The organism is Acinetobacter sp. 70_2, from assembly GCF_056736115.1.
Genome location: NZ_JBWZIP010000012.1, coordinates 1 through 24,498, shown reverse-complemented (window position 1 = coordinate 24,498; position 24,498 = coordinate 1). Strand labels below are relative to the sequence as shown.

Here is a 24,498-nt window from a genome sequence, read left to right as displayed (position 1 = left end):
CTTGAACAATAGGGTTTTAGTTTGTATTATGGCGGCTCGTTCCGGTGAGGTGGATGAGTGGCTGAAATCACTTCCCTGCTAAGGAAGCATACCTATTACTGGTATCGAGGGTTCGAATCCCTCTCTCACCGCCATTTACTTAATGCGCTCATAGCTCAGCTGGATAGAGCACTTGGCTACGAACTAAGGGGTCGGGAGTTCGAATCTCTCTGAGCGCACCAAGTAAAACAGAACGAATCGCTGAAAGGCACACAAGTTACGCGCTCATAGCTCAGCTGGATAGAGCACTTGGCTACGAACTAAGGGGTCGGGAGTTCGAATCTCTCTGAGCGCACCAACTTGAAGAATTAACCGCTTTTATAGCGGTTTTTTTGTGTCTGCTGTTTAGTAATTTTTTAAAAATTTAAATTTATAACTTTTTAATTATATTAGAGATAACGATAAATGAATCTGGCTTTATTTGATTTTGATGGCACGATCACCCATAACGATACTTTCAGTTTGTTCCTTAAATTTTCTTTGAGCAGAAAAACTCAAATACTAGGTGGTATTCGTCTTGCACCTTATATTGCAGGCTATAAGTTTGGATGGGTAACGGATAAAACCATACGAACTAAGCTCTGTCAGGTGGGATATATAGGCTACGATGCAGATTCCCTAAAATATATAGGACAAGAGTTTGCTAAAACGGTAATTCCTGCCTGTATTCGTAAAAATGCTTTAGAACGTATTCACTGGCATAAACAGCAAGGAGATCAGGTTGTTGTGGTATCCGCTTCATTGGGTGTTTATTTAGAAAGTTGGTGTCAGTCTTTAGATTTGGACGTTATCTGTAATCAACTTGAAATAGATAATGGTATTTTAACTGGTAATTTTGTTGATGGTGATTGTGGTTATTTAGAAAAAGTAAATAGAATAAAAAATAGATACGATTTATCCCAGTATTCTACAATTTATGCTTATGGTGATACTCCTAATGATTATGCAATGTTAGAGCTGGCACATAAGAAATATTATAGATGGCAAGAAATGAATTAATATCATTAATATTTAAAAATATATTTAAGAAGAAAGCCACTTTATTAGTGGCTTTCTTGAAAGTTATTAAACTGTATGTACAGAGATATCTAAGAAGTGGTCAGTAAGTAATGACTGAGGTACTAGAGTATGAACCGTGTTTGTTACGCTCGATACTGTAGATGTGACTCCGCCTAAGTTACCAGTTACTCCACCTAATAAGTTAGAAATAACGTCTGTGCCACCAGTACCAGTTACATCACCAGTTAAGCTACCTACGATATCCGTTACGACACCAATAGGGTTGCTGCCAGCAGCGCCACCAGTTACACCGCCAATGATGTCAGTCACTGTGCCAAGTGGATTACCACCAGTTAATCCACCAATAATGTCAGTAACAGTACCAAGAGGACTGTCACCTCCAACACCACCAGTCACACCACCAATAGCGCCAGTCGCACCACCAAGGATGTCAGTTAAAATACCAGTCGCAGTTGTGCCATTGGTAATGAGCGTGTTGACAATACCAGTTGCATGATCAGTTGCACCTTGGATATTACCGCCCACTAAATCAGATACAACCTCAAGCGCACCATTTACAGTGTCGCGAGATGTTTCGAAAGTTAAAGTGCCGAGGTGAGCAATATCAGTAACAGGGTGTTCAGTTTGAGGAAGTACACCAACTACAGTGTCTGCAACAGTATTAATACCTGTATTAATAATGCTGGTTTTTAGGCTTTCGACACCTTGAAGAACATCGATGCCGCCTTGAACCACATCAATTACTGGAGAAATAGGAGAAGTGCCACCACCAATAATACCGCCAGTTACACCACCGATAATGTCAGTAACAGTACCAAGTGGATTACCGCCAGTAGCGCCACCAGTTATACCACCGATAATGTCAGTCACTGTGCCAAGTGGATTACCACCAGTTACGCCGCCAGTCACACCACCGATGATATCAGTAACGGTCCCAAGCGGATTACCGCCAGTAACACCACCTGTCACGCCACCGATGATATCAGTAACGGTCCCAAGCGGATTACCGCCAGTAACACCACCTGTCACGCCACCGATGATGTCAGTCACTGTGCCAAGTGGATTACCACCAGTTACGCCGCCAGTAACTCCACCGATGATGTCAGTCACTGTGCCAAGCGGATTACCGCCAGTTACGCCACCAGTCACACCACCAATAGCACCAGTCACACCGCCAAGAATGTCAGTTAAAATACCAGTCGCAGTTGTGCCATTGGTAATGAGTGTGTTGACGATACCAGTTGCATGATCAGTAGCGCCTTGGATATTACCGCCCACTAAATCAGATACAACCTCAAGCGCACCATTTACAGTGTCGCGAGATGTTTCGAAAGTTAAAGTGCCGAGGTGAGCAATATCAGTAACAGGGTGTTCAGTTTGAGGAAGTACACCAACTACAGTGTCTGCAACAGTATTAATTCCTGTATTAATAATGCTGGTTTTTAGGCTTTCCACACCTTGAAGAACATCGATGCCGCCTTGAACCACATCAACAACTGGGGAAATAGGTGATGTACCACCACCAATAATACCGCCAGTCACGCCACCGATAATATCAGTAACAGTACCAAGCGGATTACCACCAGTTACGCCGCCAGTCACACCACCGATGATGTCAGTAACAGTACCAAGTGGATTACCACCAGTTACGCCGCCAGTCACACCACCGATAATATCAGTAACAGTACCAAGCGGATTACCACCAGTTACGCCGCCAGTCACACCACCAATAGCACCAGTCACACCGCCAAGAATGTCAGTTAAAATACCAGTCGCAGTTGTACCATTGGTAATGAGCGTGTTGACAATACCAGTTGCAGATTGGGTAGCGCCTTGAATATCGCCACCTACTAAATCAGATACAACCTCAAGCGCACCATTTACAGTGTCGCGAGATGTTTCGAAAGTTAAAGTGCCGAGGTGAGCAATATCAGTAACAGGGTGCTCAGTTTGAGGAAGTACACCAACTACAGTGTCTGCAACAGTATTAATTCCTGTATTAATAATGCTGGTTTTTAGGCTTTCCACACCTTGAAGAACATCGATGCCGCCTTGAACCACATCAACAACTGGGGAAATAGGTGATGTACCACCACCAATAATACCGCCTGTCACACCACCGATAATGTCAGTAACAGTACCAAGTGGATTACCGCCAGCACCACCAGTCACACCGCCGATAGCCCCAGTTACACCACCAATAATGTCAGTTACTACACCAACTGGATTACCGCCGGTCACGCCACCAGTTAAACCACCAGTCAGGCCGCTGATAGTGCCAGTCACACCGCCAAGGATGTCGGTTACTGCACCGACTGGATTGCCGCTAGTAGCGCCACCAGTTACACCACCAACAGCACCTGTTACGGTACCCACTACACCAGAGACTAAGCCTGTTGTCTGAGAAACGGTATTGGTTACAGTTGAAACAACATTAGAAAGTAAGCCTGATGTTGAAACATTTCCAGTAGCAATATTTATATCGGAAACGTTTACATTAACAGTAGAACCTGTGTTTACAACAGGATTCACTGATACAACATTACTCAAGTCCTGAGTAACTTTTGTTATTGAAGATACGAGAGTTTTCAGTAAGAACATGATGGTCTATTTCCTGTATATTTATGTATTTTTAAGTAAGTATTTATTTATTGCGTTAGGCAATTATTGAGATATGTTTCTCAATAATTAAAATTTAGTATTGGGTAGATCTCAAAAAGTGTCAATCCATATTTCTACTCAAATAATTTGATACTTATAATATTTTGACAATTAGATATTCATTCTGATTTAGACATAAAAATAATAATTTTTTTTATAATATATGGTTTAAAGATGAGTGTATTTTCCTCCATTTTTTATTATTTTTATAATTATTAGTGCTAAATAGTTTTATTTATAAAAATAATTTTGCATAAGTAGAAATATATTATTTATATAATCCTGACTAAAAAACTAGGCTTTTGATTCTGTCAATTTGGTCAAAATGTCCAAATTGGATAAAATAAGAGGGCACCTTTAATTGAAAAAAAATATTTCAAATATATTTTATGGACAAGAAATTCCCCTTTTTTAGGAAAGCTAGGCTACCAAGATATTTTGTTATGGCTAAGAACTAGACGCTTGATGACAAAAAGATGAAAAAGTCCTTTCTAAAATAGAAAAACTGCGTATAATGCCCTCCATCAAGTACGCGCTCATAGCTCAGCTGGATAGAGCACTTGGCTACGAACTAAGGGGTCGGGAGTTCGAATCTCTCTGAGCGCACCACTTGAAGAATTAACCGCTATATATAGCGGTTTTTTTGTGCCCATTTTTTATGATTCTAATAAAAAAGCTGGTGCACATGACAACCAGCTTTAAAAAGATCTAGATTCAAGGATTATCTATTAGCCGAATGTTTTAAAACGGTTTGCATCGTCAATAAAGGCTTTTTCACCCGCGTTACCTTCAATAGAACCAAAAACTAACTGAGCTCTTAGCTTCCATTCAGCTGGGATATAGAAAGCAGCATTAATTTTCTCATCAATAATTGGGTTGTAGTGTTGCAATGAAGCACCAACACCTTGTTCAGCTAATACGTTCCAAACTGCAAATTGAGCGATTGCTGTTGAGTGCTCAGACCAGATTGGAAAATTATCAGCATAAGCTTCAAACTGTTCTTGTAAGCCTTTAACTACGTTCTGATCTTCATAAAACAAAACTGTGCCTGCACCAGCGGCAAAACTTTGAATTTTTTGTTCTGTTCCAGATACAGCTTCAGCTGGGATAATACTTTTTAAAACTTCTAGAACTATATCCCAGAATTTTTGATGTGATTGTCCAAATAAAATAACAGCGCGAGATGATTGAGAGTTAAATGCAGAAGGGCTATGTTTGATTGCTTCTTGAATTAACTTTTCAATTTCACTATTTGATTGGTTTAAGTTATTTCCAATTGCATAAATAGAGCGGCGGTTTTTAATGAGTTCTATAAAAGAAGTTTCATTTGAAGATTTTAGCTCTTGAGCGGCTTTTAAAGCCACATCTTCTTGAGCTGTCGTTTTTTGATTTAAGCCAAATAGTTTTGCAAAGAAAGACATGACGGATTCCACTAAAGAGACAATAGAAACATTCTATAAATTTAAGAATATGAAATAAGCCTTATAAATATGAATCTACGTTCTATATATGAAACGAGTAAACAACTTGTACGAATGAAAGCTTTATCGTGTGAGCAAAAATAAAAAATCACTTTTGATTCATTTTAAAGCGTAGATGAATATGCTCTAATAGTTTCGATTTATTCAATATTGACACATAGTGATGACCGAGCAAAAAAGCGCTTTATCTTTACGTTATTATTTAAATTTAGAAGAGTCTCAAGACGGGTTTGGCTTGGTGACATTCGGAAAGAAACAATTCACACGTTTTTTAACCCCTGTTATTAGTATTGCAATTGTTATTTGGGGTTTTTATTTAGGCTTATCAGGCGTTGGTCGCTACTATGTTGCTTTGGGTATTTTTTTCCTGATTATGCAAGGTCTAATGCGCTATTGGCTTTTACCTATGATGTTCAAGCGTCAGTTTGTACGTTATCAATTTGGTAAGAGTGAGCAAGGGATCGATTTATACCAAGATTATTTTGAACTCTATGCTGCTGGTCGTAAACAAGTCGTACAGTATGGCGATGTGCAGACTTTTGCTAAGGGTAAACTGACTTATATGCTTGAGTTAAAAAACAAAACGGTCATTATTGTACCGAAACGTGCCTTTGCTCAAGTTTCAGATCAAACTGTATTTGAAAATACATTTAAGAAATAAGTTATTAGAATTATTAGTCGCAACAATAAAGGAAGCCTCATGAAAACACGTCCTTCAAAAATCGTTTGTGTGGGCAGAAGTTATGCTGATCATGTAAAAGAGCTGAACAATGCAATGCCGGGACGACCAGTATTGTTTATCAAGCCACCAAGTAGTTTGATTGGTTTAGATGAAGGTATTTCGTGGAATCCATCTTGGGGTAGTTGCCATTTCGAATGCGAATTTGTTTTGCGTATTGATAAGCCACTAAAAGGCGAAACTGATCCGCAAAAAGTACTACAAGCGATTGGTGCTGTAACTTTAGGGTTAGATTTAACTTTGCGTGATATGCAAAATGAATTAAAAGATAAAGGTCAGCCTTGGGAAAGAGCAAAAGCATTTGATGGTTCATGTGTACTTGCGGACTGGGTAGATGTAAGTGAAATTACCAATTGGGAAGAGACCAAATTCACTTTCCATATTAATGATGAATTGCGTCAAGATGGTAATACTGCACTGTTAATGTTTACTATTGGCGAACTTTTAACTGATATTAATCAGGTGTTTTCACTTGAATCAGGCGATGTCATTATGACGGGTACGCCAGCAGGAGTGGGGCCACTGCATGCTGGTGATCAGCTAAAAATGACTTTGAAAGGTGCTACTCAAGATTTTGTTTGGGAAACCTTTGTTAAAGCATAATTTGATTTAAATCGCTAAGTTTTGAACCCTATTATTGAACTGATAATAGGGTTTTTTATTGTCTGGATATAGAAGATTTTTATATGAATAAATAATCTTATTTTCTATTTCTCTTCAAAAATTGTTGAAAGTGGAATAGAGAGTTTAGCTGCCAAATAGTCATTGGACTCAACTAAAGCTGGGCCGATTTTTTCCATCCATTCGTCATCATCATGCACATTTAATACATCTGGGCGTAATGGAAGTGGATAAGGTAATGCGGTAAAGAAACTCCAAAAGTCGACTTGAGATAAATTACGGACTAAAACATATTCATCTTTATCTGTGCGTTTAACCAAATTTTGCTCTTCGAGTAAGACAACATAAGCGGGCCACCGGCCAATTTCGCCACGGCCTAAAATTTCTAATGCTTCTTTATCATTTACACTTTCACCAAGTTTTTGCTTTTTATAAAATAATTCTAAAATATCGAGTAGCATGAGTACTGGATGTCTTTTTTGTTCTTTGCCTGAATGAAAAGCGGTAAGGGCAAAACTCACCTCGACACCGAGTAATACAATATTCCAAGATAAGAATACCCATAATAAGAAAATAGGTACTGCTGCAAATGCACCATATATGATTTCATAACTGGTGAAGTTAGACATCAAAAAGCCGAATAAATTCTTAAGTATTTCAAACAATACAGCACTCAAACACGCGGCAATTGCTGCTGAAAATAAGGGAACTGTGCGGTTGGGAATGGTCCAATATAAAATAAAGAATCCCAAAACAGTAAGAACAAAAGAAATAAGCCAAAGTAGAAATGCACCATCAAGTTGATAACCCGTGAAGTTATTACTTAATAAGTTCATTGATGCAACGGTTGATGAAATAACAAATGCACTACCTAAAATAATGGGACCAAGCGAAATAATGGTCCAGTAGCGCATAAAGCCTACAATGCCGCTACGAGTTTCTTTTACTCTCCATATGCGATTAAAGGCAGTTTCAATTGTTGTCAGCATTAAAACTGTGGTGACAAATAGAAACAGCACACCAATCACAGTTAAATTACTGGATTTTTCGGTAAAAGCATTGAGTGCCTTATCAAATGCAATGGTGCTTTTAGGTAAAAAATTACTATAAATTAGGTGCTGCAACTGTTGTCTAGCAGGTTCTAAGGCTTTAATTGAAGAAATAATAACTAAAAATACTGTTAGCATCGGCACAACAGCAAAAAGAGTTGTATAGGTGAGAGCGCCAGCTTGTTCTCGGCAGCGATCAGCTTCAAAACGCTTAATTACAAATAAAATAAATTGAAACCAGGTCTTGTTATAAAAAGGAAGTCTCTTCAAAAAACGTTCTAACATGCGTCATCTATCCCGATTTTTTTAATCATGATGTGGGTGATTGATATTCACCGGTGTATTCGGTTGAGAACACTATCTTTGATGTGGGTAAACTTTAACCTAAAGAATAAAAAAGTATTCTGAAAGTTCCGTATGTATCATCGTAACAAAACGTAGTAAAAAGCTTTTACCGATATTTGTTACTGTTGCCCTTAAAAATCAATCACCTCTAAAATTTCATAAAATTGGCTTCGCCAAAAAAATAAAAAATATCGTATAGTGTTCTTTTTAACAAAATTCATGAAACCGATGCAACCTTACATTCTTGTGCTTTATTACAGTAAATATGGTTCTACTAAAGAAATGGCGCATCTTATTGCGAATGGTGTTGAAGCTGCAGGTATTAATGTAAAAATTCGCACAGTACCTAATATTGCAACAGTAGTAACAGAAGCTGAACCAAGCATTCCTGAAGAAGGCGATATTTATTGCACTTTAGAGGACTTAGCCAATTGTGCAGGCTTGGCACTTGGGTCTCCAACTCGCTTTGGTAACATGGCAAGCGAAATGAAATATTTCTGGGATCAGACCACAAGTCTTTGGTTAAATGGGACTTTACATAATAAACCAGCATGTGTTTTCACTTCTTCTGGTTCAATGCACGGTGGGCAGGAAAGTACTTTATTAACGATGCTACCGCCGTTATTTCATCATGGTATGGTGATTTTAGGTTTACCAAATTCTATTCCTGCATTATCGAATACAAAAACAGGTGGAACGCCGTATGGTGCAAGCCATGTGAGTGGCCCTAGACATGATCAAGGCTTAAGCCAAGATGAAAAGCTTTTATGTGAAGCACAAGGTAAACGTTTAGGTGAAATCGTAAAAAAACTTCACTCATAATCTTATAAAAATAAAAAAGAGCGGAACTCCGCTCTTTTTTATTTAAATAATTTTATTCTTTAATAAAAGTTACTGTGCCATCAGTAAGTGATTTAACTCGTGCTAAAGATTCAACACGGTAACCTTTTTCAAGCAATAAATCGCGGCCTGGTTGGAATGATTTTTCAATCACGATACCAACACCTACTACTTCTGCATTTGCTTGATGAATTAAGTCAATCAAACCAAGCGCTGCTTGACCATTTGCCAAAAAGTCATCAATTACTAAAGCTTTGTCGCTTGAGTTGATGTGCTTGTTTGAAATAGCAATCGTACTCTCTGTTTGTTTAGTAAAACTAAACACTTTGGCGCGATATAAATCGTCTTTTAATGTCAGTGATTGATATTTACGAGCAAAAATCACAGGTACACCAAGTTCTAAACCTGCCATGATTGCCGGCGCAATACCTGAAGCTTCAATGGTAATAATCTTGGTAATCCCTGCATCTTTGAAGCGAGCGGCAAATTCTTTACCAATCTGCTGCATGAGGACAGGGTCAATTTGGTGATTTAAGAAAGCGTCGACTTTCAACACTTGATCAGATAGAACGATACCTTCTGTTAAGATTTTCTGTTCTAGTGCGTGCACGGGAGAATCCTCTAGACGGATGCTTTTAAAGCAAATGCGTATTTTAAAAAGCATCCGAAAAAATGCAAGCTTTAATTCGTTTTACCGCTATAACTTGTTAATAACAAACCATAAGATGTTTTGCCGTCTATATGACTTACCTTAACTGGCAAGTAGTCCAATTTAGGTGCTAACCAGAAAATAGTACTACGATCTGGTCTGCCGTGTTCTAAGACCACTTTTACAGTGTCAAAGGTGCCATAAGAGGTTTTAACTTTTTCATTGCCTTGTTTTACAAAACGGCGGTTTTCAACTTCTTTTGCATCTGCAAGAGGGTAAGAAGATTTGAGTGAACCATTTTTTAAATCTTCACGAACTTGTAATTCAGCATTTAGCTCGTCAAGTACGCCAGGCTGCCAAGCAAATGAGCGTGCTTTATCATCTTTCTTTGTGCTAATTGTCTTATTACCAGGGTTAAAATTAATATTCATAGTGTTGTTATGAATTAAAATTTTACTAGTACGACTAAAGCTTTGTGAACCAATTTTGCCATTAGCAAAACTAAATTTACTTGTTTCACTTGCAGAAGCGATTCCACCAGCTTTTGCAGTGAATAGATAAGTCCAGTTATTGCCTTGTTGACTAAGTGCGCGTGTTGCTGAACCCATGCCTTTATTATTATAGGTAAACTGATAATTTGCCTGAAATGGGCTCATGGCAAGTGCATGGCTAGAGAAACTTGCAATAAGCAAAGTTGTCGAAATACCAGTTGCGATGCTGAATGATTTCAGAAATTTTGTTGCCATAAGTAAATATCCTTGTACAGACTGAAAGGTCAGTGCTGATGCATCTATGACTTTTGCATATTATGCCTGCTGATCATGGAGAAAAAATCAGGATTTATGCTAAATATGTAATCTCTTTGTGTTTTTTAACAATAAATTTCTTTAGCTCATACAGTTGTTATGCATCTTTTTGCTGTATTGGCGTAATTTCAGTGTCTTCCAGATCATCCTCAAAGTCATCATCTTGATCTCGGAAAAGTAAGGCGGCGAGATTAACATTACCAAAGACGACCAATTCTGCTTCACGAACCCGTGCATAGTTAATATGAACTTTGCCCAATGTTTCAATAATGCTGGCTTTTTTACCAAACCAACGGTTCAGGTCTAGGAAGATAAGATCATCTTTTTCTTGGGCTACGTTAAAACGCTCCAAAATCATACCCAATGGGTCTTTTTTTAGAATTTTGTGATAGTAAAAAATAGCAGCTTTCACAGCAATTTTTTGCCAGAAATTTTTATATTTAGCTTCTACAATTTGTGTATTACTAATTTGTTCAAAAACGATAAGTTGCTGTTCTTTATTAAATTCCATCTGAATCAATTTTAAGTCGACAGATAAAGTCGTTTCTAAACCTTTGACATGCATTGTGGCATAGAGTCTTAACCAGTCATGATAAAGGTCAGCATGTAAATCATCTAAAAACTCGACATTATTCGTTACGTAACGTTCTAAGGTCGCATTTAGAAAAGTTTGCGATAATGTAAAATCTCTTTCTTCCTCAATGAAGGCTTCAGCTTTTCGGTAGACTTTATGAAGACGTTTGACTAATGAGGAAAATAGCGTTTGCATAAAAGAACTTCCAGATGATGATTTACTAAAGAATCAACACAATCTTTATTATGATAAAAAACAGGTTTTGATATTGCAGTGTAACAAATTTAATTGATACATTTTCACAAAATGAAAATGGATAAAAGCTCATATTTGAAGTGAATCACATTTTTATCCATATTTGAATATTAGTTTGTATTTTGTTCGGTATTAATACCGTGGGGAAAAGGCATTTATATGCTTTTAAGATTATGTTGAAAAAAAGAAGTCTTTCTATAGAGCCTTTTCATTATTGGTGGCAAGACCGAGTCTTTATTGTCGCAATAATACTTGCAATCTTACTGCATACTTTTGTGCTGCTCATCCATTTTGCGATGCCTGCGCCATCAGAACAATCAACTAAAGAAATCGCGATATCTATTCGTCCTACTGAAGATGTGGTTAAGCATGCAGATTTTTTAGCTCAAGCAGACCAGCAAGGTTCAGGAGCATTTCGAGCAGCCCATCGGATGTCTAGTAACTCTCCAACACCTATGCCGACTGATGCTTCAACTGGAGAAGCTCAGTTAGAAAGTTTAGAAAAAGTACAGCAACAAAGAGAACTTAAGTTTGAAGAAAAAGTACTCATGACTGTGTTGAGTTGGCAGAAACAAGCAGAGGAGAGCCAAAGGAAAAAAGCACTTGAACAGTTACAAAGCCAGTTCCAGGCCAAAGCTGCAATGGTCGCAAGCCTTGAAGCTCAATATTTGCAACGTCAGCAAGATTTCAGTCGCCAACAGAAAATAAAAACAGTCGATGGTATTCAAGCCAAGAAAGATGCTTCAGCAGCTTATTTAGATAAATTCCGTGAAAAAGTGGAACTTTACGGTAACCGTTACTATCCAGAAGAAGCTAAACAACAACAGTTAAAAGGTGAAGTTCGCCTTATGGTGATTTTGAATGCTCAAGGGGGAATCCGTGCAATTCGTTTACTTGAAAGTTCAGGACATCCAGTTTTAGATGAGGCAGCAAAGGCATCGGTACGTCGGGGAGCGCCGTTTGGTCATTTTGATGCAAATATGAAAGATATTTCAGAGCTTCGTATTATTCGTACTTGGCGTTTTGATCCAGCTGAAGCTGAATTTGAGGTTCATTAATAAAAAAATGTGGATAACTTTTAGGATATCCACATTTTAAAAATAAATTAAGATGACAATTACGCGCTTAATTGTTTTAGAGAAATTGATTATTCCTGATACGGATTGGCAATATTGAGTTTAGCTAAAATTTCGATCTCTAATCCTTCCATTTCTTCTGCATCTTCATCGCTGGTTTCATGGTCATAACCAAGTAAATGCAGAACTCCATGTACTAAAAGATGTGCAAAATGATTTTGTGCAGTTTTCTTTTGTTCCAAAGCTTCTTGTAATACTACTGGAATACAAATCACTAAATCGCCTAGGGGTAATGCATCAAGCATTGGTAGGACTTCTTCAGGAATGTCGCTTGGAAAAGAGAGAACATTAGTAGGTTTATCTTTCTCACGATATTGCAAGTTAAGTTGATGGCTTTCTTCCAAATCAACACATGCAATACCAATTTCACAATCTTCTTTGTAGCCGACGTGGCGTAAAGTGGTCTCAATAATTTTTTTGAGTTGAGCTCGTTTGAGCTCTAACTCAGGGGATTGAAAGTCTTGTTGTAAACTTAAACTGATTTTCAAAGTGAATCCTTGGGGTCTGTTAAACATTCACAGATGGTTGCGACATCGAGTGTTTTTAGATGATACAAGGCGTGAACTATGAAATTTAGCTATTCTAAATGAATAGTTCACAACGATGTAGCAACAAAAAACACTCTTGTCCCGAAGGGTTGTGGCTAAAATTATCTCAGACTACGTTATGAAACTTGGAAAGGAGCTCGCCATTCCCAGTATTTCATGCCTTGTCTGCTCAATTTTAGCCGACAACGCAATCCAATTTTGAATATTCAACAGACCCTAGGCATCCTGATGTTGCAAGTCTGCTGCTGTATCGTTTTCAGCAACTAATGCTTCTTGACGTGCTTTACGTTCAGCACGTGCTTCAGCATTAAGACGCTGTTGTTCACCATCCCAACCTTCATACGCTTCAACAATTTTTTGAACAAGTTGATGACGTACAACGTCGCGAGAATGGAAACGGGTAATATGAATTTCTTTAATATTCTCAAGTACACGTAGCGCGTGCGCCAAACCAGATTGTTGGCCTCGAGGTAAATCTACTTGGGTAATGTCACCTGTAATCACTGCACGAGAGCCAAAACCTAAACGCGTCAAGAACATTTTCATTTGTTCCGGTGTAGTGTTTTGCGCTTCATCCAAAATCACAAATGAATGGTTAAGCGTACGACCACGCATATAAGCAAGAGGTGCAACTTCAATTACTTGTCGTTCGATTAACTTGGCAACCTTTTCAAAGCCAAGCATTTCGTAAAGTGCATCGTAAAGAGGGCGTAAATACGGGTCGATCTTTTGGGTTAAATCACCCGGTAAGAAACCAAGCTTTTCTCCTGCTTCTACAGCAGGGCGGACAAGTAAAATCCGCTGGATTTCATTACGCTCTAACATATCTACTGCGGCGGCAACTGCTAAATAAGTTTTACCTGTACCAGCAGGACCTACACCGAAAGAAATATCGCTTTGCAAAATACGTTGTACATAGCGTTTTTGATTGGCACCACGTGGATTAATACGACCTTTTCGAGTCTGAAAATAGACATCCATTGGCGCATCATGTTCTTCCATCTCTTCACCCACTAACTCGAAATTACGTTCAGTTTGTGAAGATTGAATCAAGAGATGTAACAGATCGGCACTGATTTGCTGGGACTCCTCAGTTTCTTCGTAGAGTCGTTGCAATAACGCTTCGGCTCTCCCAACAGCATCTATCTCACCATCGATATGAAAAACATCTCCACGATGAGTAATTTTGACATCTAAACGCTGTTCGATTTGCTTAAGGTGCCCATTATAGGCACCCAAGATGCTCTTTAAACGTTCCATTGAAATTTCAGGAAATGTTACGGTACGTCGAATCGCTGCAGTCAAGAGAAAACCTTTCAGTAGACTTTAGAATACCTCTACATTACGCCACGTCAGGCTCAAGATTCAAGAGTTCACCGTAAACTAAATTTAAAGTTTTAATTTCAGTAATCTCGATCTCTGCAAAACGACCAATCCAAGAAGTGTCGCCTACAAAAGTCACTAAACGAGTGTTGTCTGCTGTACCTACTAAAATATTAGGGTCTTGATCAGATACTTTCTCAATCAGTACACGTTCAATTTTGCCAAGCATTGCATCAGTTTTCTCGATACTTGATTGCTTAATGACTTGTTGAACTTGTGCTAAACGTTCTTTTTTAACGTGTTCAGGAGTTGTATCTGGTAAGTCAGATGCCGGTGTGCCAGGACGTTTTGAGTAAACAAAGCTATAAGAGTGGTCAAAGTCTAAATCTTTGATAAACTGCAATGTTTCTGCAAAGTTTTCATCAGTTTCACCAGGGAAGCCAATAATAAAATCGCTCGATAAATGCATATCAGGGCGTATTTTACGTAACTTGGCAATCTTGTCGATGTATACATCAATGGTGTGATTTCGCTTCATTGCTTTAAGTACATCGTTAGATCCACTTTGTACAGGCAAATGTAAGTGTGAAACCATTTGAGGTAAATCTTCATAACACTGGATAAGTTCATCAGAGAACTCAAGTGGGTGTGAAGTTGTATAGCGTAAACGGCCAATACCCGGAATTTCTGCAACGAGTCGTAACAATTCAGGGAAGGTACAAATGCCACCTTCGAATGTTTCACCACGATATCCGTTTACATTTTGACCAAGTAAGCTGATTTCACGAACACCTTTTTCAGCAAGACCTGCGATTTCTGCAAGTACATCATCAAGTGGACGAGAAACCTCTTCACCACGAGTATATGGAACCACACAGAAGGAGCAGTATTTAGAACAACCTTCCATAATAGAAACGAATGCTTTGAAACCTTCTACCCGTGGTTCAGGTAAAAAGTCGAACTTTTCAATATCAGGGAATGAAATATCAACGAGCTTAATCTTATCTTTTTTCGGCTTTTCCACTTGTGCATGATGTTGGTCAAGCATTTGTGGTAAACGGTGCAAGGTTTGTGGGCCAAAAATCATATCGACATACGGTGCACGCTTTTGAATATTGTCACCTTCTTGAGATGCGACACAACCACCTACACCAATCACAAGGTCAGGATTTTGCTCTTTTAGTTTACGCCAGCGGCCTAACTCACTAAATACTTTTTCTTGTGCTTTTTCACGGATAGAACATGTATTCATGAGCAGAATATCTGCTTCATTAGGGTTAGTTGTTAAAACATAACCGTGAGAATCCCCTAAAAGGTCTGCCATACGGTGACTGTCATACTCATTCATCTGACACCCTTGAGTTTCAATATATAATTTCTTTATTGAAACATCAGTGGTGTGCGTTGGCTGGGTAACAGTGTTTTCTGAGGCAGCTTTGGCACCATTGGGAATGAAGGTTTGAACCGTCATGTAGGCTCCTAACAGATCGATCTAGATAAATAATAAAATGACCCAAAACGGGTCAAACCAATCATTATAGCAGTATTTGTGCCGGACAGATAACAATAAACTGCCATAAGCTGCACATGATTTATGGAGACAAATGACATAAATTTTAATGATGTCGAATCAGATAGTTACATAACACAACAAAAGAATGCACGAAGAATAATTAAACTATGCCTAAAGGTGGATAGTCAGGGTTTAGCGCATTTATGAGACCAGGTAAAAAGAGCTCATCAAACAAGAGTCGTGTGATGAAAAATAAATATGCACATCGTAGCTGGTTAGGAGCTGTGTGTTTACTTGGTTGTTCATTGTCTTATGCAGCAGAAGAACAATTTAATGATGCATTAAATGCCGCAAATAGTGGTAATATCGCCTTGTTAGACCAATATCAGGCAGCAATGCAAAATGATGTATTGGGTTATTACCCTGAATATTGGAAACTAAACAGTAATTTAGGCTTTCAATCCCCAACGTCAATTGTAAGTTTTGCCCAGCGCTATCCTCAATCTGCTATGGCAGAGAAACTTGCAGCAGATTATGTTGAAGAAAAAGTTAAACAAGCTGATTTCGTATCTGCACAACCACTTTTATCTTACGTGTCTAACCCAGATCCAGCCGAAAATTGTGCTTTAGCACAGGTGAGAGCTAAAAGTGGCGATGCATTAGTATTTGCAGAATATAAAGATGTCTGGTTAGCAACTGAATCACAACCAGAGTCATGTGTTGGACTAGGCCGTATGATGCTTTCTAGTCCATTAATGAGTGCGCAAGATAAACAGCAACGCCTTTGGGTGCAGCTACGGTCGGGCCTGTCGGGACAGGCACTTGCTACAGCACAGACTTTGGGTATGAATTTGTCTTTGGCTCAGCTTAACCAAATTCAGGCGAATCCTCTTAATTATTTATGGACCGCCCCAAAAACTAATGATGTAGATTATGCATATTTGATTTTTGCATTAGGACGTCTAGCAAATAATGATTTAAGCAATGCTTTTGCAAATGTGCAACGTGTAGCGCAAGGTACTCCAGAGAGCGTACAAAAGTATCTCTATCGCACCGTAGCCTATATCGGTGGTACCACGGTGATGAAAAACAACTTTAACCGTGAAGTTCTTCAATACTTCGATGCAAGCTATGGTTATCCGCTAAGTCCAGAAGAAGCTGAAATTTATGCACGACAAGCGATTCGCTTTAGCGCATGGGAAAGCTTAATTCGTGCGATTGATAGTATGACGGTTTCACAGAAACAAGAAGATCGCTGGCAATATTGGTTAGCCCGTGCAACAGAACAACGTGGCGATAGTAACTCTAAAAATACCGCACAACGTATTTATAAAAAATTAGCTGAAAGTGGTGATGATTATCATAATCTTCTTGCAAAAGACCGTTTAGGTGTACGCTATAACCATCAACCTTATAGTGATGAACCGTCTGCAAGCGATTTACGCCGTTTAGATCAAAATATTCACTTTAACCGTGCATTTACTTTAAGACGTATTAATGCAAATCCAACGTATACCAATCGCGAGTGGAATTGGGCAGTTCGTCAGGCATATCTACAGCATGACGATGGATTATTATTAGCTGCGGCGAAACGTGCTCACGATATGGGGTGGTATGACCGTGCAATTTACGCAGCAGACCGTACAACGAATAAACATAACGATACCTACCGTTATGTAACCCCACATAAGACCAATGTCGTAAGCCATAGTTACAATGCTGGAATTGATCCTGCGTGGGCTTATGGTTTAATGCGTCAAGAAAGTCGGTTTGTTACCTCGGCGCGTTCTCATGTAGGAGCTGGTGGTCTTATGCAAATTATGCCTGATACAGCAAAGTTGATTGCTCGTCAGATGGGGGAGACATATAATCCGGCGGCGTTAAGTGAAATGAATACCAATATTCGTTATGGAACATTTTATTTATCAATGATTCAAGGGCAGTTAAGCAATAACCCAGTTTTAGCAACGGCAGGTTATAATGCTGGCCCGAATCGTGCAAGACGTTGGCAACCCGATTACCAACCGATTGAAGCTGATCAATATACAGAAACCATTCCATTGCTTGAGACCAGAGATTATGTCAAGCATGTCATGACAAATGCGACACATTATGGAGTGGTATTGGGGCAAGGCGCTCAGTCGCTGATACAGCGTATGAAAGTCATTCCAATGCGATCATCACCTTAATTTTAGATGATGAATGATGGAACATTCTTTTAATTGGCATAACCAAGTTTTAATTAAATGAAATATAGATATCTAGGACTTCATCCAATATCGCAACTTGCATGGTGGCTCATCTGTGCAAGCATTGGATTGATGAGTTCTGTTTTACATGCGGAACCTGTAAACGTGCAAGGTTATGTCATGCATGTACAGATGACGCCTGCTGTCTGTTCGCTAGATCCTTCTAAACAGAAGCAGCGTAAATGTCTTGAAGGATATTCACTTACCATTACAGGTTTAATGCCTGAAACCACAAGAACAGACTGTTCAACTGAAAGTTCTGCCACACTTTCACCACTGCAAGCTAAAGTCGTTGCTCGAGTGATGCCAGACAATAATGCTCGTGTACAGCTTTGGAAGAGTGTAGGTGGTTGTGTGCCTATGAACGCGAGTCAGTATTTCCGTACAATTATTAACTTCGCTGAACGATTAAAAATACCTGCTAATTTAACCAGTTCTAGTAACGTAGAAATGCAACAATCTACATTACGTCAACAATTTACAAAGCTTAATCCGAGTTTGCCACAAAATGGCATTCGTTTTTCTTGCCAACTCTCGCGCTCAGATGTTGTGCTTACAGAAGTTAAAGTTTGCTACACAGTAAATGGCCAATATAAGCAATGTTCAAATCATGTGGTCTCTAATTGCCCAAGCGAAATTACGATTAAAGGTAGCTATTAAGAGTAGCTACCATTTCCCCAAAAAATGCTCACCATACATTGAATCTATTTGTAAAGATTAATTTGTATTTTCTATCAGACTTTTGGTGAAAATGAGTCGCTTTTACATGCATCTGCCACTTCTTTAGAGTACAATCTTTGCCGTTTATGATGATTTGGTTAAGTAGAATCGCTATTTAGCCCGATTAAGGACACTCATTGGAGACAATTACATGAAGCAACCCGTTCGTGTTGCCGTGACTGGCGCTGCAGGTCAAATTGGTTACAGCTTATTATTCCGTATCGCAAGCGGTGAAATGCTAGGTAAAGATCAACCAGTTATTTTACAATTGCTTGAAGTTCCAGTTGAAAAAGCACAACAAGCGCTTAAAGGCGTAATGATGGAACTTGATGACTGTGCTTTCCCTTTATTGGCTGGCATGATCGGGACTGATGATCCTAAAGTTGCATTTAAAGATGCTGACTATGCATTATTAGTTGGTTCTCGCCCACGTGGTCCTGGTATGGAACGTGCTGACTTGTTAAAAGTTAACGGTGAAATCTTCATTGGCCAAGGTCAAGCATTAAACGAAGTTGCTAGCCGTGACGTTAAAGTATTAGTTGTAGGTAACCCTGCAAATACAAACGCTTACATCGCAATGAAATCTGCTCCAGATCTTCCAGCGAAAAACTTCACAGCAATGTTACGTCTTGACCACAACCGTGCCTTGACTCAAGTTGCTCAAAAAGCTGGTGTTGCAGTTGCTGACATCGAAAAATTAACAGTTTGGGGTAACCACTCTCCAACTATGTATGCTGACTACCGTTTTGCAACTGCAAATGGTGAAAGCTTAAAAGACAAGATCAACGATCCAGCTTGGAATAAAGACGTATTCCTTCCAACTGTTGGTAAACGTGGTGCTGCGATTATCGAAGCGCGTGGTTTGTCTTCTGCTGCTTCTGCGGCTAATGCTGCAATCGACCATATGCGTGATTGGGCACTTGGTACAAACGGCAAGTGGGTAACTATGGGTATTCCATCTGATGGTTCTTATGGTATTCCTGAAGGCGTGATGTTCGGTTTCCCTGTAACAACTGAAAATGGTGAATACAAAATCGTTCAGGGTTTAGAAATCGATGAATTCAGCCGTGAGCGTATCAACTTCACTCTAAACGAGCTTGAAGAAGAACGTGCAGCAATTGCTGACATGCTAAAATAATTCATTAATTAAATGAATTGGAAAGCACTCTCTTGTAGGGTGCTTTTTTATATTTGAGATTTAATAAGAACACACAAAAAACAACAAGAAAATATAGACATAGATATGCAACTAACATCTATTGTTGCTAGATTATTGAAAAGAAGCCATGGGAGAATAACAATGTTTGAACAGCAACCGACATTACAGCTTTTATTTGAGCAATTGGGTTTAGATGCTGATGACGCGAGTATTGAAAATTTTATCAAAACGCATCAGTTACCTGCTGAACAGAAGTTACATGAAGCACCTTTTTGGTCACAAGGCCAAAGTGATTTCCTAAAAAGCCATTGGGAAAAAGATGATGAGTGGATTGTCGTCATTGATGAACTCAATGAGCAATTACACGAAGATAGTGTTAAAAAATAAAAAAATAAAAGGCCTGTTTATAAATAACAGGCCTTTTACAATTCACCCTTTAGTGAATTTTGGGTTTTAATAAATCTTTGTACCATGGCTCATGCCGTACTGGATGAAATACCGGATGCTCATGAACTAACTCAAGATCACATTGGGCAGTTGATAAATATTTTGTAAGCCAATGACGAGTAAGAGCAGGTTTTTCCTGCGCTGCTGAAGCATAAGCCAAGAAGAAATATATATCACTATGGTGATGGTGAGCTAAGGGCTTTAAAATTTGCTGTGCAATAAGCGCAAAGCGTTTTTCTTTATTTAATTCAAAATAAATCATATACGCTTTAGCTAAATGAAGAGATAAATTCAAATATAAACTCATTGGCATTTCATCGTATTCCATACGAGCTTGCTCAAGCAAAACAATAGCTTCTTGCAAAAAATGAATTTGCTCTTGGCGAACACGGCTTAATACAACGAGCTGCATACGTAAATCTGCACGTTCCAAAGCAAGTTCGGGCGTATTCTCAGTTAAATAGAGTTGGTCTGTTTCACCAATTCTGCTTACAATCATTTTTGTTTCAATAGACATACGCCTTCGCCCTTTTTAATCAATAGCTCTTATATCGGGTTTATTTAAGAAATTTAAAGAGCATTCTTCTAAACCCAAATCGAGTTTCCACTACGAAGCCAAGCTGTAATTGATAGACGCTGCTGTTTAGAAACTAAAACTTCATGAAGCAAATCACTCTGGAATATAACCAGGCGATTAGGTTCTGGTGTAATAATGTGCCAAATATCATTCTTGTCCTGCAAGCGTAGTTGTCCACCCCAATCATCTTGCCATTCAGGATGTAAATAATAAACAGTAGAAATAATACGATCATTTTTTTGTTGAGGGTTATCTCGATGTAATGCATAAAATTCACCTGCGTTATAACAGGCAAAATGCGCCTCAACCTCTTTAATTCCTAAAAAGAAAGCTTGATTTAGATGTTGGCAAAATGAAGTTAGAGTTTCTACATGTTGTTCAGCAACAGGAAGTGATTCATTAATCCATAAAATATGATCGCTTCGAATGGTACTCACCACTCCATTTTGGATACCAGCTTCACGAAACTCATCAAAGTGATGACTACACTCTTTGGAAACTTGAGTATGATATTCACTAGAGTAGGCATGATTCACAATTGCAAAACCATGTGCATTTAAGTCATCTAGAATCTGATCCAGATTCCAACTGTCAGGAAGTGGCTGAGAGCGCATATAACCTCATATCGATCGTAAGAAAATCAAGCAGCCTTATTTTAGATGATCACAACCTTACGAAAGAATATTTTTTTCATGTTAAACTATTCGTTGAATTGAGGAATTAAAGTCAACATGAATTACCGTCACCATTTCCATGCGGGCAACTTTGCAGATGTTATGAAGCATGTGCTTTTGCTACAGCTTCTCAACCGTTTAAATGCTAAAGATAAACCTTATCGCTATATCGATACGCATGGAGGGGCTGGAAAATATGATCTATCTCAAGCACCTGCACAAAAATCAGGAGAATTCCTAACGGGTATTCATCGTCTTGTACAGCTTTCTGAAATGGAAAAGCGTCAAGCTCCTGAAGCAATCCAGCAATACTTAAAACTTGTAGAAGAATTACGTAATCAAGAAGGTAAGGGTAGCTATCCTGGTTCTCCTTGGTTTGCTTTACAAGGTATGCGTGAAATTGACAAAGCGACTATATTTGAAATGCAGCATGATGTTTTTCAGCAATTACGTCATAACATTCGCGATAAACGTGCAGGTTTACATGAGCGTGATGCATATGAAGGCTTGCTCGGTGTAATTCCGCCAAAAGAAAAGCGCGGTCTGGTTATGATTGACCCGCCTTACGAATTAGAGCGTAAAGACTTTCCGCAATTAGTTGAACTGTTACAACAAGCTCATAAGAAATGGCCGACAGGTGTTTTTGCAGTTTGGTATCCAATTAAAGACCGCGCCATGATTGAACGTTTTGAAAAGAAAATGTTTAAAACCGGAATTCGCCGTCAATTAGTTTGTGAAATTTGTGTATGGCCAGATGACACACCTGTAGGTTTGAATGGTTGTGGTTTATTAGTGATTAATCCACCATGGCAGTTCTCTGAACAAGCTGACCAAGCTTTACAGTGGTTATTCCCGCACTTACGTATGCAAGAAACGGGTGGACATGCTGCTGTTCGCTGGTTAGTGGGTGAGTAACAGTTAACTTAAATCAATGCACATGTTTGGAATAGAAAATAATGACAAATGCGCCTAAACCAGAGCAAGATTTAACTCATAATGAACATTCATTTGATGGGATTACGTTCGAAGTGGTTGAAGAAGAAGATAATCCGGAAGGACAAAAAGTGAAGCGCCGAGGTATTTATCTTTGGCCTAACTTAATTACGACAGCCGCTTTGTTGTCTGGTTTCTATTCCATTATTGCAAGTATGAATGGTGAATTTACGCAAGCAATTTATGCCATTTTCCTTGCCGCTTTGTTTGATGGGTTAGATGGACGTGTTGCTCGAGCTATTGGCGCTCAAAGTGCTTTTGGTGAGCAATATGACTCTTTATCTGATTTATTAGCATTTGGTGTCGCACCAGCAATGCTAATGTATAGCTGGAGTCTCCATGACTTAGGCCGTATCGGCTTAGCATGCTGTTTTGTTTATACTGCCTGTGCAGCATTCCGTTTGGCACGTTTTAATGTTCAAATTGGAGTGGTTGATAAACGCTATTTTATTGGTATCGCAAGCCCATTAGCTGCAATTATCATTATTTCGCTTGTATGGGTGGCTCGTGATTATCCGTTCATCTTCGATTTACGTGATATTGCGATTCAAGTTATTAATGCGGTAATCATGGTTGTTGTTGGTTTACTCATGATTTCCAATATTAAATACTATTCATTTAAGCAAATGGACCGTAAACGTGTTCCTTTTGTAGTTATGTTGCCGGTAGTACTGATTTTTGCAGCAATCACTTATAATATCCCAATGGGTATTCTGATTGTTTCAATCATCTATGCTCTATCAGGTTTTGTTACCACACTTTTAGCTAAAAAAAATAACGAGACTATCAAAACATAAATTAGACGAGGTTCAGTATGCCTAAGTTGATGAGTCCAATAAATCAATTGCAGCAACTGAGCCTCAACTCAAATGAGGGTGTTGTTTATCAGCCTGCTAGAGGCTTCTTTAAAGTTGTCTATCAAGGCTTAATCCTTCCAAACTTACCGGCACCACTTCGTTACTTCAATTATATTAGTCTAATCGGGCAGCCTAGAATTCCCCTTTGCTATAACGCAAACAGTATTGTCACTTCACCAATTGATACGGCAACAGTACTAGTTAGTAATAGCCTACACAGTCTAGGTCACTTAAAAATCTATTCCATTCGAAGACAATGTCAGCTTACTCCTAGTTATTACCAATTTGATAAAACAGATCTTATTGAATGGCAAATTCCAAGAATTCAGCTTACACGAACAGATTCTGAAATGAGTTGTAATTTAATTGTCCAAACGCCTTCGGACATTTCGAATTCATCCGCATTGCAGTGGGGGATATCTGATTACTGGTCTGTTTTATGTCATTGTGAAGGAGAGATTTTATATAAAGGTCAGAAATATGAAGTCAATGGATTAGGACGTTTTAAACATGCTCGGGCCTTACATTTACCTTTCTTATCTTTATGTTTTTATACCTGCCAAATTATTAATTTAAATGAAACAACGCAAGTCACACTTTCTCAAATAAGAAATCAATGGAATATTATTCTATTTTCACGTTTAGATATTCAAGAGCTGGGAAAGCCAGCTGTCACATTTACTGAAGATGTCAATTTCCATATTCATCGGGTTTATCCAAAAGTTGTAACACCTCATGGACGAGAAATGTATTTACCTCGAGAATTCTCTTGGCAATGTAAAAAAAATGGAAAAGTTATTTTTGAGCTCTATGCTGAAAGTCGTGGTGATTACAAATTTGGATTAGCTGCAGGGTATATTGGAAGTTTCCGTTATCAGTTAAGTTGGAATGATCAATGCCTTCAAGGAGAAGGTGGATATTGTGAATACATCGATTGCCGCCCATTAAGATGGCAAGAGAAGAATCAAGATGAGAAAATTTTAGATAAATTGATGCTTTTACAGCCGTGTTTATATAAAAAATGAATGTTTTTATCATTTTTGGTTAAAAAGCAAACTGTCGTTGCACTAATTTTAAAAAAGGGCTTGCAACTGGATCTTAATCCTCTATAATGCACATCCATCGGCGGTGATGCAGATAGAAACTTGTTGAAAAACAGTTACTTGAGATTAAGTTGGTTGCTTTAAGTGATGAATTTGATGTTAAGTTGGTTTTGAGAATAA

General features: G+C 38.6%; 22 protein-coding genes, 4 tRNA genes and 1 pseudogene. 16 read left to right on the top strand and 11 right to left on the bottom strand.

Annotation, left to right across the window (positions count from 1 at the left end; genetic code table 11):
• The first annotated feature begins 43 nt into the window (after positions 1–43).
• From AC1PJ9_RS03860 to AC1PJ9_RS03845, 4 genes are all read left to right on the top strand, one after another.
• Positions 44–134, top strand: a tRNA-Ser gene (locus AC1PJ9_RS03860).
• A gap of 10 nt (positions 135–144) precedes the next feature.
• Positions 145–221: transfer RNA gene (locus AC1PJ9_RS03855), tRNA-Arg, on the top strand.
• 39 nt (positions 222–260) lie between these two features.
• Positions 261–337 (top strand) — tRNA-Arg (locus AC1PJ9_RS03850).
• Between the two features lie 107 nt (positions 338–444).
• Complete coding sequence (locus tag AC1PJ9_RS03845) at positions 445–1,038, top strand: HAD-IB family hydrolase (protein ID WP_311086355.1); 594 nt, start codon at positions 445–447, stop codon at positions 1,036–1,038.
• Between the two features lie 66 nt (positions 1,039–1,104).
• On the opposite strand, the gene AC1PJ9_RS03840 is transcribed toward AC1PJ9_RS03845, so the two are convergent.
• On the bottom strand, positions 1,105–3,660 hold the full coding sequence (locus AC1PJ9_RS03840; RefSeq protein ID WP_311086356.1) for a beta strand repeat-containing protein: 2,556 nt from the start codon (positions 3,658–3,660) through the stop codon (positions 1,105–1,107).
• A gap of 592 nt (positions 3,661–4,252) precedes the next feature.
• Here AC1PJ9_RS03840 and AC1PJ9_RS03835 point away from each other — a divergent pair.
• Positions 4,253–4,329 (top strand) — tRNA-Arg (locus tag AC1PJ9_RS03835).
• Between the two features lie 119 nt (positions 4,330–4,448).
• Here AC1PJ9_RS03835 and AC1PJ9_RS03830 read toward each other — a convergent pair.
• Positions 4,449–5,141, bottom strand: a complete 693-nt coding sequence (locus AC1PJ9_RS03830; protein ID WP_311069284.1) for a nitroreductase family protein — start codon at positions 5,139–5,141, stop codon at positions 4,449–4,451.
• 223 nt (positions 5,142–5,364) lie between these two features.
• Between AC1PJ9_RS03830 and AC1PJ9_RS03825 the strand changes: the two genes are divergently transcribed.
• Complete coding sequence (locus AC1PJ9_RS03825) at positions 5,365–5,862, top strand: YcxB family protein (RefSeq protein WP_263614639.1); 498 nt, start codon at positions 5,365–5,367, stop codon at positions 5,860–5,862.
• 39 nt (positions 5,863–5,901) lie between these two features.
• A complete protein-coding gene (locus tag AC1PJ9_RS03820; RefSeq protein ID WP_263614638.1) occupies positions 5,902–6,543 on the top strand; it encodes a fumarylacetoacetate hydrolase family protein in 642 nt (213 codons plus the stop codon).
• Positions 6,544–6,647: 104 nt separating this feature from the next.
• Here the strand turns inward: AC1PJ9_RS03820 and AC1PJ9_RS03815 are convergent, their stop codons facing one another.
• On the bottom strand, positions 6,648–7,895 hold the full coding sequence (locus AC1PJ9_RS03815; RefSeq protein WP_311069283.1) for a YihY family inner membrane protein: 1,248 nt from the start codon (positions 7,893–7,895) through the stop codon (positions 6,648–6,650).
• Between the two features lie 288 nt (positions 7,896–8,183).
• Between AC1PJ9_RS03815 and wrbA the strand changes: the two genes are divergently transcribed.
• The gene (gene wrbA, locus AC1PJ9_RS03810; protein WP_311086362.1) at positions 8,184–8,777 is read left to right on the top strand and encodes an NAD(P)H:quinone oxidoreductase; all 594 of its coding nucleotides are present in this window, start codon (positions 8,184–8,186) and stop codon (positions 8,775–8,777) included.
• Between the two features lie 52 nt (positions 8,778–8,829).
• Here the strand turns inward: wrbA and AC1PJ9_RS03805 are convergent, their stop codons facing one another.
• The 3 genes from AC1PJ9_RS03805 to AC1PJ9_RS03795 all read right to left on the bottom strand — a co-directional run bounded on the left by AC1PJ9_RS03805 (position 8,830) and on the right by AC1PJ9_RS03795 (position 11,019).
• Positions 8,830–9,405, bottom strand: a complete 576-nt coding sequence (locus AC1PJ9_RS03805; RefSeq protein ID WP_107972704.1) for a xanthine phosphoribosyltransferase — start codon at positions 9,403–9,405, stop codon at positions 8,830–8,832.
• A gap of 71 nt (positions 9,406–9,476) precedes the next feature.
• On the bottom strand, positions 9,477–10,190 hold the full coding sequence (locus AC1PJ9_RS03800; RefSeq protein WP_077163571.1) for a DUF3108 domain-containing protein: 714 nt from the start codon (positions 10,188–10,190) through the stop codon (positions 9,477–9,479).
• A 157-nt stretch (positions 10,191–10,347) separates the two neighbouring features.
• Positions 10,348–11,019 carry a hypothetical protein gene (locus AC1PJ9_RS03795; protein ID WP_311086357.1) on the bottom strand — a complete coding sequence of 224 codons (672 nt, stop codon included), beginning with the start codon at positions 11,017–11,019 and terminating at the stop codon, positions 10,348–10,350.
• A gap of 233 nt (positions 11,020–11,252) precedes the next feature.
• Between AC1PJ9_RS03795 and AC1PJ9_RS03790 the strand changes: the two genes are divergently transcribed.
• Positions 11,253–12,137 (top strand): energy transducer TonB, encoded by an 885-nt coding sequence (locus tag AC1PJ9_RS03790; protein WP_107972701.1) that lies wholly within the window; start codon positions 11,253–11,255, stop codon positions 12,135–12,137.
• An 89-nt stretch (positions 12,138–12,226) separates the two neighbouring features.
• Here the strand turns inward: AC1PJ9_RS03790 and ybeY are convergent, their stop codons facing one another.
• The 3 genes from ybeY to miaB form a co-directional block, all read right to left on the bottom strand.
• Entirely contained in the window at positions 12,227–12,703 is a 477-nt protein-coding gene (ybeY, locus tag AC1PJ9_RS03785) for an rRNA maturation RNase YbeY (protein ID WP_000703571.1), read from the bottom strand.
• A 276-nt stretch (positions 12,704–12,979) separates the two neighbouring features.
• On the bottom strand, positions 12,980–14,068 hold the full coding sequence (locus AC1PJ9_RS03780; RefSeq protein WP_002050786.1) for a PhoH family protein: 1,089 nt from the start codon (positions 14,066–14,068) through the stop codon (positions 12,980–12,982).
• 37 nt (positions 14,069–14,105) lie between these two features.
• Positions 14,106–15,557: a tRNA (N6-isopentenyl adenosine(37)-C2)-methylthiotransferase MiaB gene (miaB, locus tag AC1PJ9_RS03775; protein WP_311086358.1), complete on the bottom strand. Its 1,452-nt coding sequence runs from the start codon at positions 15,555–15,557 to the stop codon at positions 14,106–14,108.
• A gap of 287 nt (positions 15,558–15,844) precedes the next feature.
• Between miaB and AC1PJ9_RS03770 the strand changes: the two genes are divergently transcribed.
• The 4 genes from AC1PJ9_RS03770 to AC1PJ9_RS03755 all read left to right on the top strand — a co-directional run bounded on the left by AC1PJ9_RS03770 (position 15,845) and on the right by AC1PJ9_RS03755 (position 20,114).
• A complete protein-coding gene (locus AC1PJ9_RS03770; protein WP_311086359.1) occupies positions 15,845–17,788 on the top strand; it encodes a lytic transglycosylase domain-containing protein in 1,944 nt (647 codons plus the stop codon).
• Positions 17,789–17,845: 57 nt separating this feature from the next.
• On the top strand, positions 17,846–18,508 hold the full coding sequence (locus tag AC1PJ9_RS03765) for a ribonuclease T2 family protein (RefSeq protein WP_004711857.1): 663 nt from the start codon (positions 17,846–17,848) through the stop codon (positions 18,506–18,508).
• Between the two features lie 211 nt (positions 18,509–18,719).
• Entirely contained in the window at positions 18,720–19,706 is a 987-nt protein-coding gene (locus AC1PJ9_RS03760) for a malate dehydrogenase (protein ID WP_002050778.1), read from the top strand.
• Positions 19,707–19,868: 162 nt separating this feature from the next.
• Complete coding sequence (locus AC1PJ9_RS03755) at positions 19,869–20,114, top strand: DUF2789 family protein (RefSeq protein WP_151740415.1); 246 nt, start codon at positions 19,869–19,871, stop codon at positions 20,112–20,114.
• Between the two features lie 49 nt (positions 20,115–20,163).
• Here the strand turns inward: AC1PJ9_RS03755 and AC1PJ9_RS03750 are convergent, their stop codons facing one another.
• The gene (locus tag AC1PJ9_RS03750; protein WP_151740416.1) at positions 20,164–20,691 is read right to left on the bottom strand and encodes a hypothetical protein; all 528 of its coding nucleotides are present in this window, start codon (positions 20,689–20,691) and stop codon (positions 20,164–20,166) included.
• A 68-nt stretch (positions 20,692–20,759) separates the two neighbouring features.
• Complete coding sequence (locus AC1PJ9_RS03745) at positions 20,760–21,365, bottom strand: 2OG-Fe(II) oxygenase (protein WP_311086360.1); 606 nt, start codon at positions 21,363–21,365, stop codon at positions 20,760–20,762.
• A gap of 117 nt (positions 21,366–21,482) precedes the next feature.
• Here AC1PJ9_RS03745 and AC1PJ9_RS03740 point away from each other — a divergent pair, with 117 nt between their 5' ends.
• From AC1PJ9_RS03740 to AC1PJ9_RS03730, 3 genes and pseudogenes are all read left to right on the top strand, one after another.
• The gene (locus AC1PJ9_RS03740; RefSeq protein ID WP_311086361.1) at positions 21,483–22,340 is read left to right on the top strand and encodes a 23S rRNA (adenine(2030)-N(6))-methyltransferase RlmJ; all 858 of its coding nucleotides are present in this window, start codon (positions 21,483–21,485) and stop codon (positions 22,338–22,340) included.
• A gap of 41 nt (positions 22,341–22,381) precedes the next feature.
• A complete protein-coding gene (gene pssA / locus AC1PJ9_RS03735) occupies positions 22,382–23,215 on the top strand; it encodes a CDP-diacylglycerol--serine O-phosphatidyltransferase (RefSeq protein WP_002050746.1) in 834 nt (277 codons plus the stop codon).
• A 17-nt stretch (positions 23,216–23,232) separates the two neighbouring features.
• Positions 23,233–24,346 (top strand): annotated as a pseudogene (locus tag AC1PJ9_RS03730) (DUF6670 family protein).
• Positions 24,347–24,498: the final 152 nt, after the last annotated feature.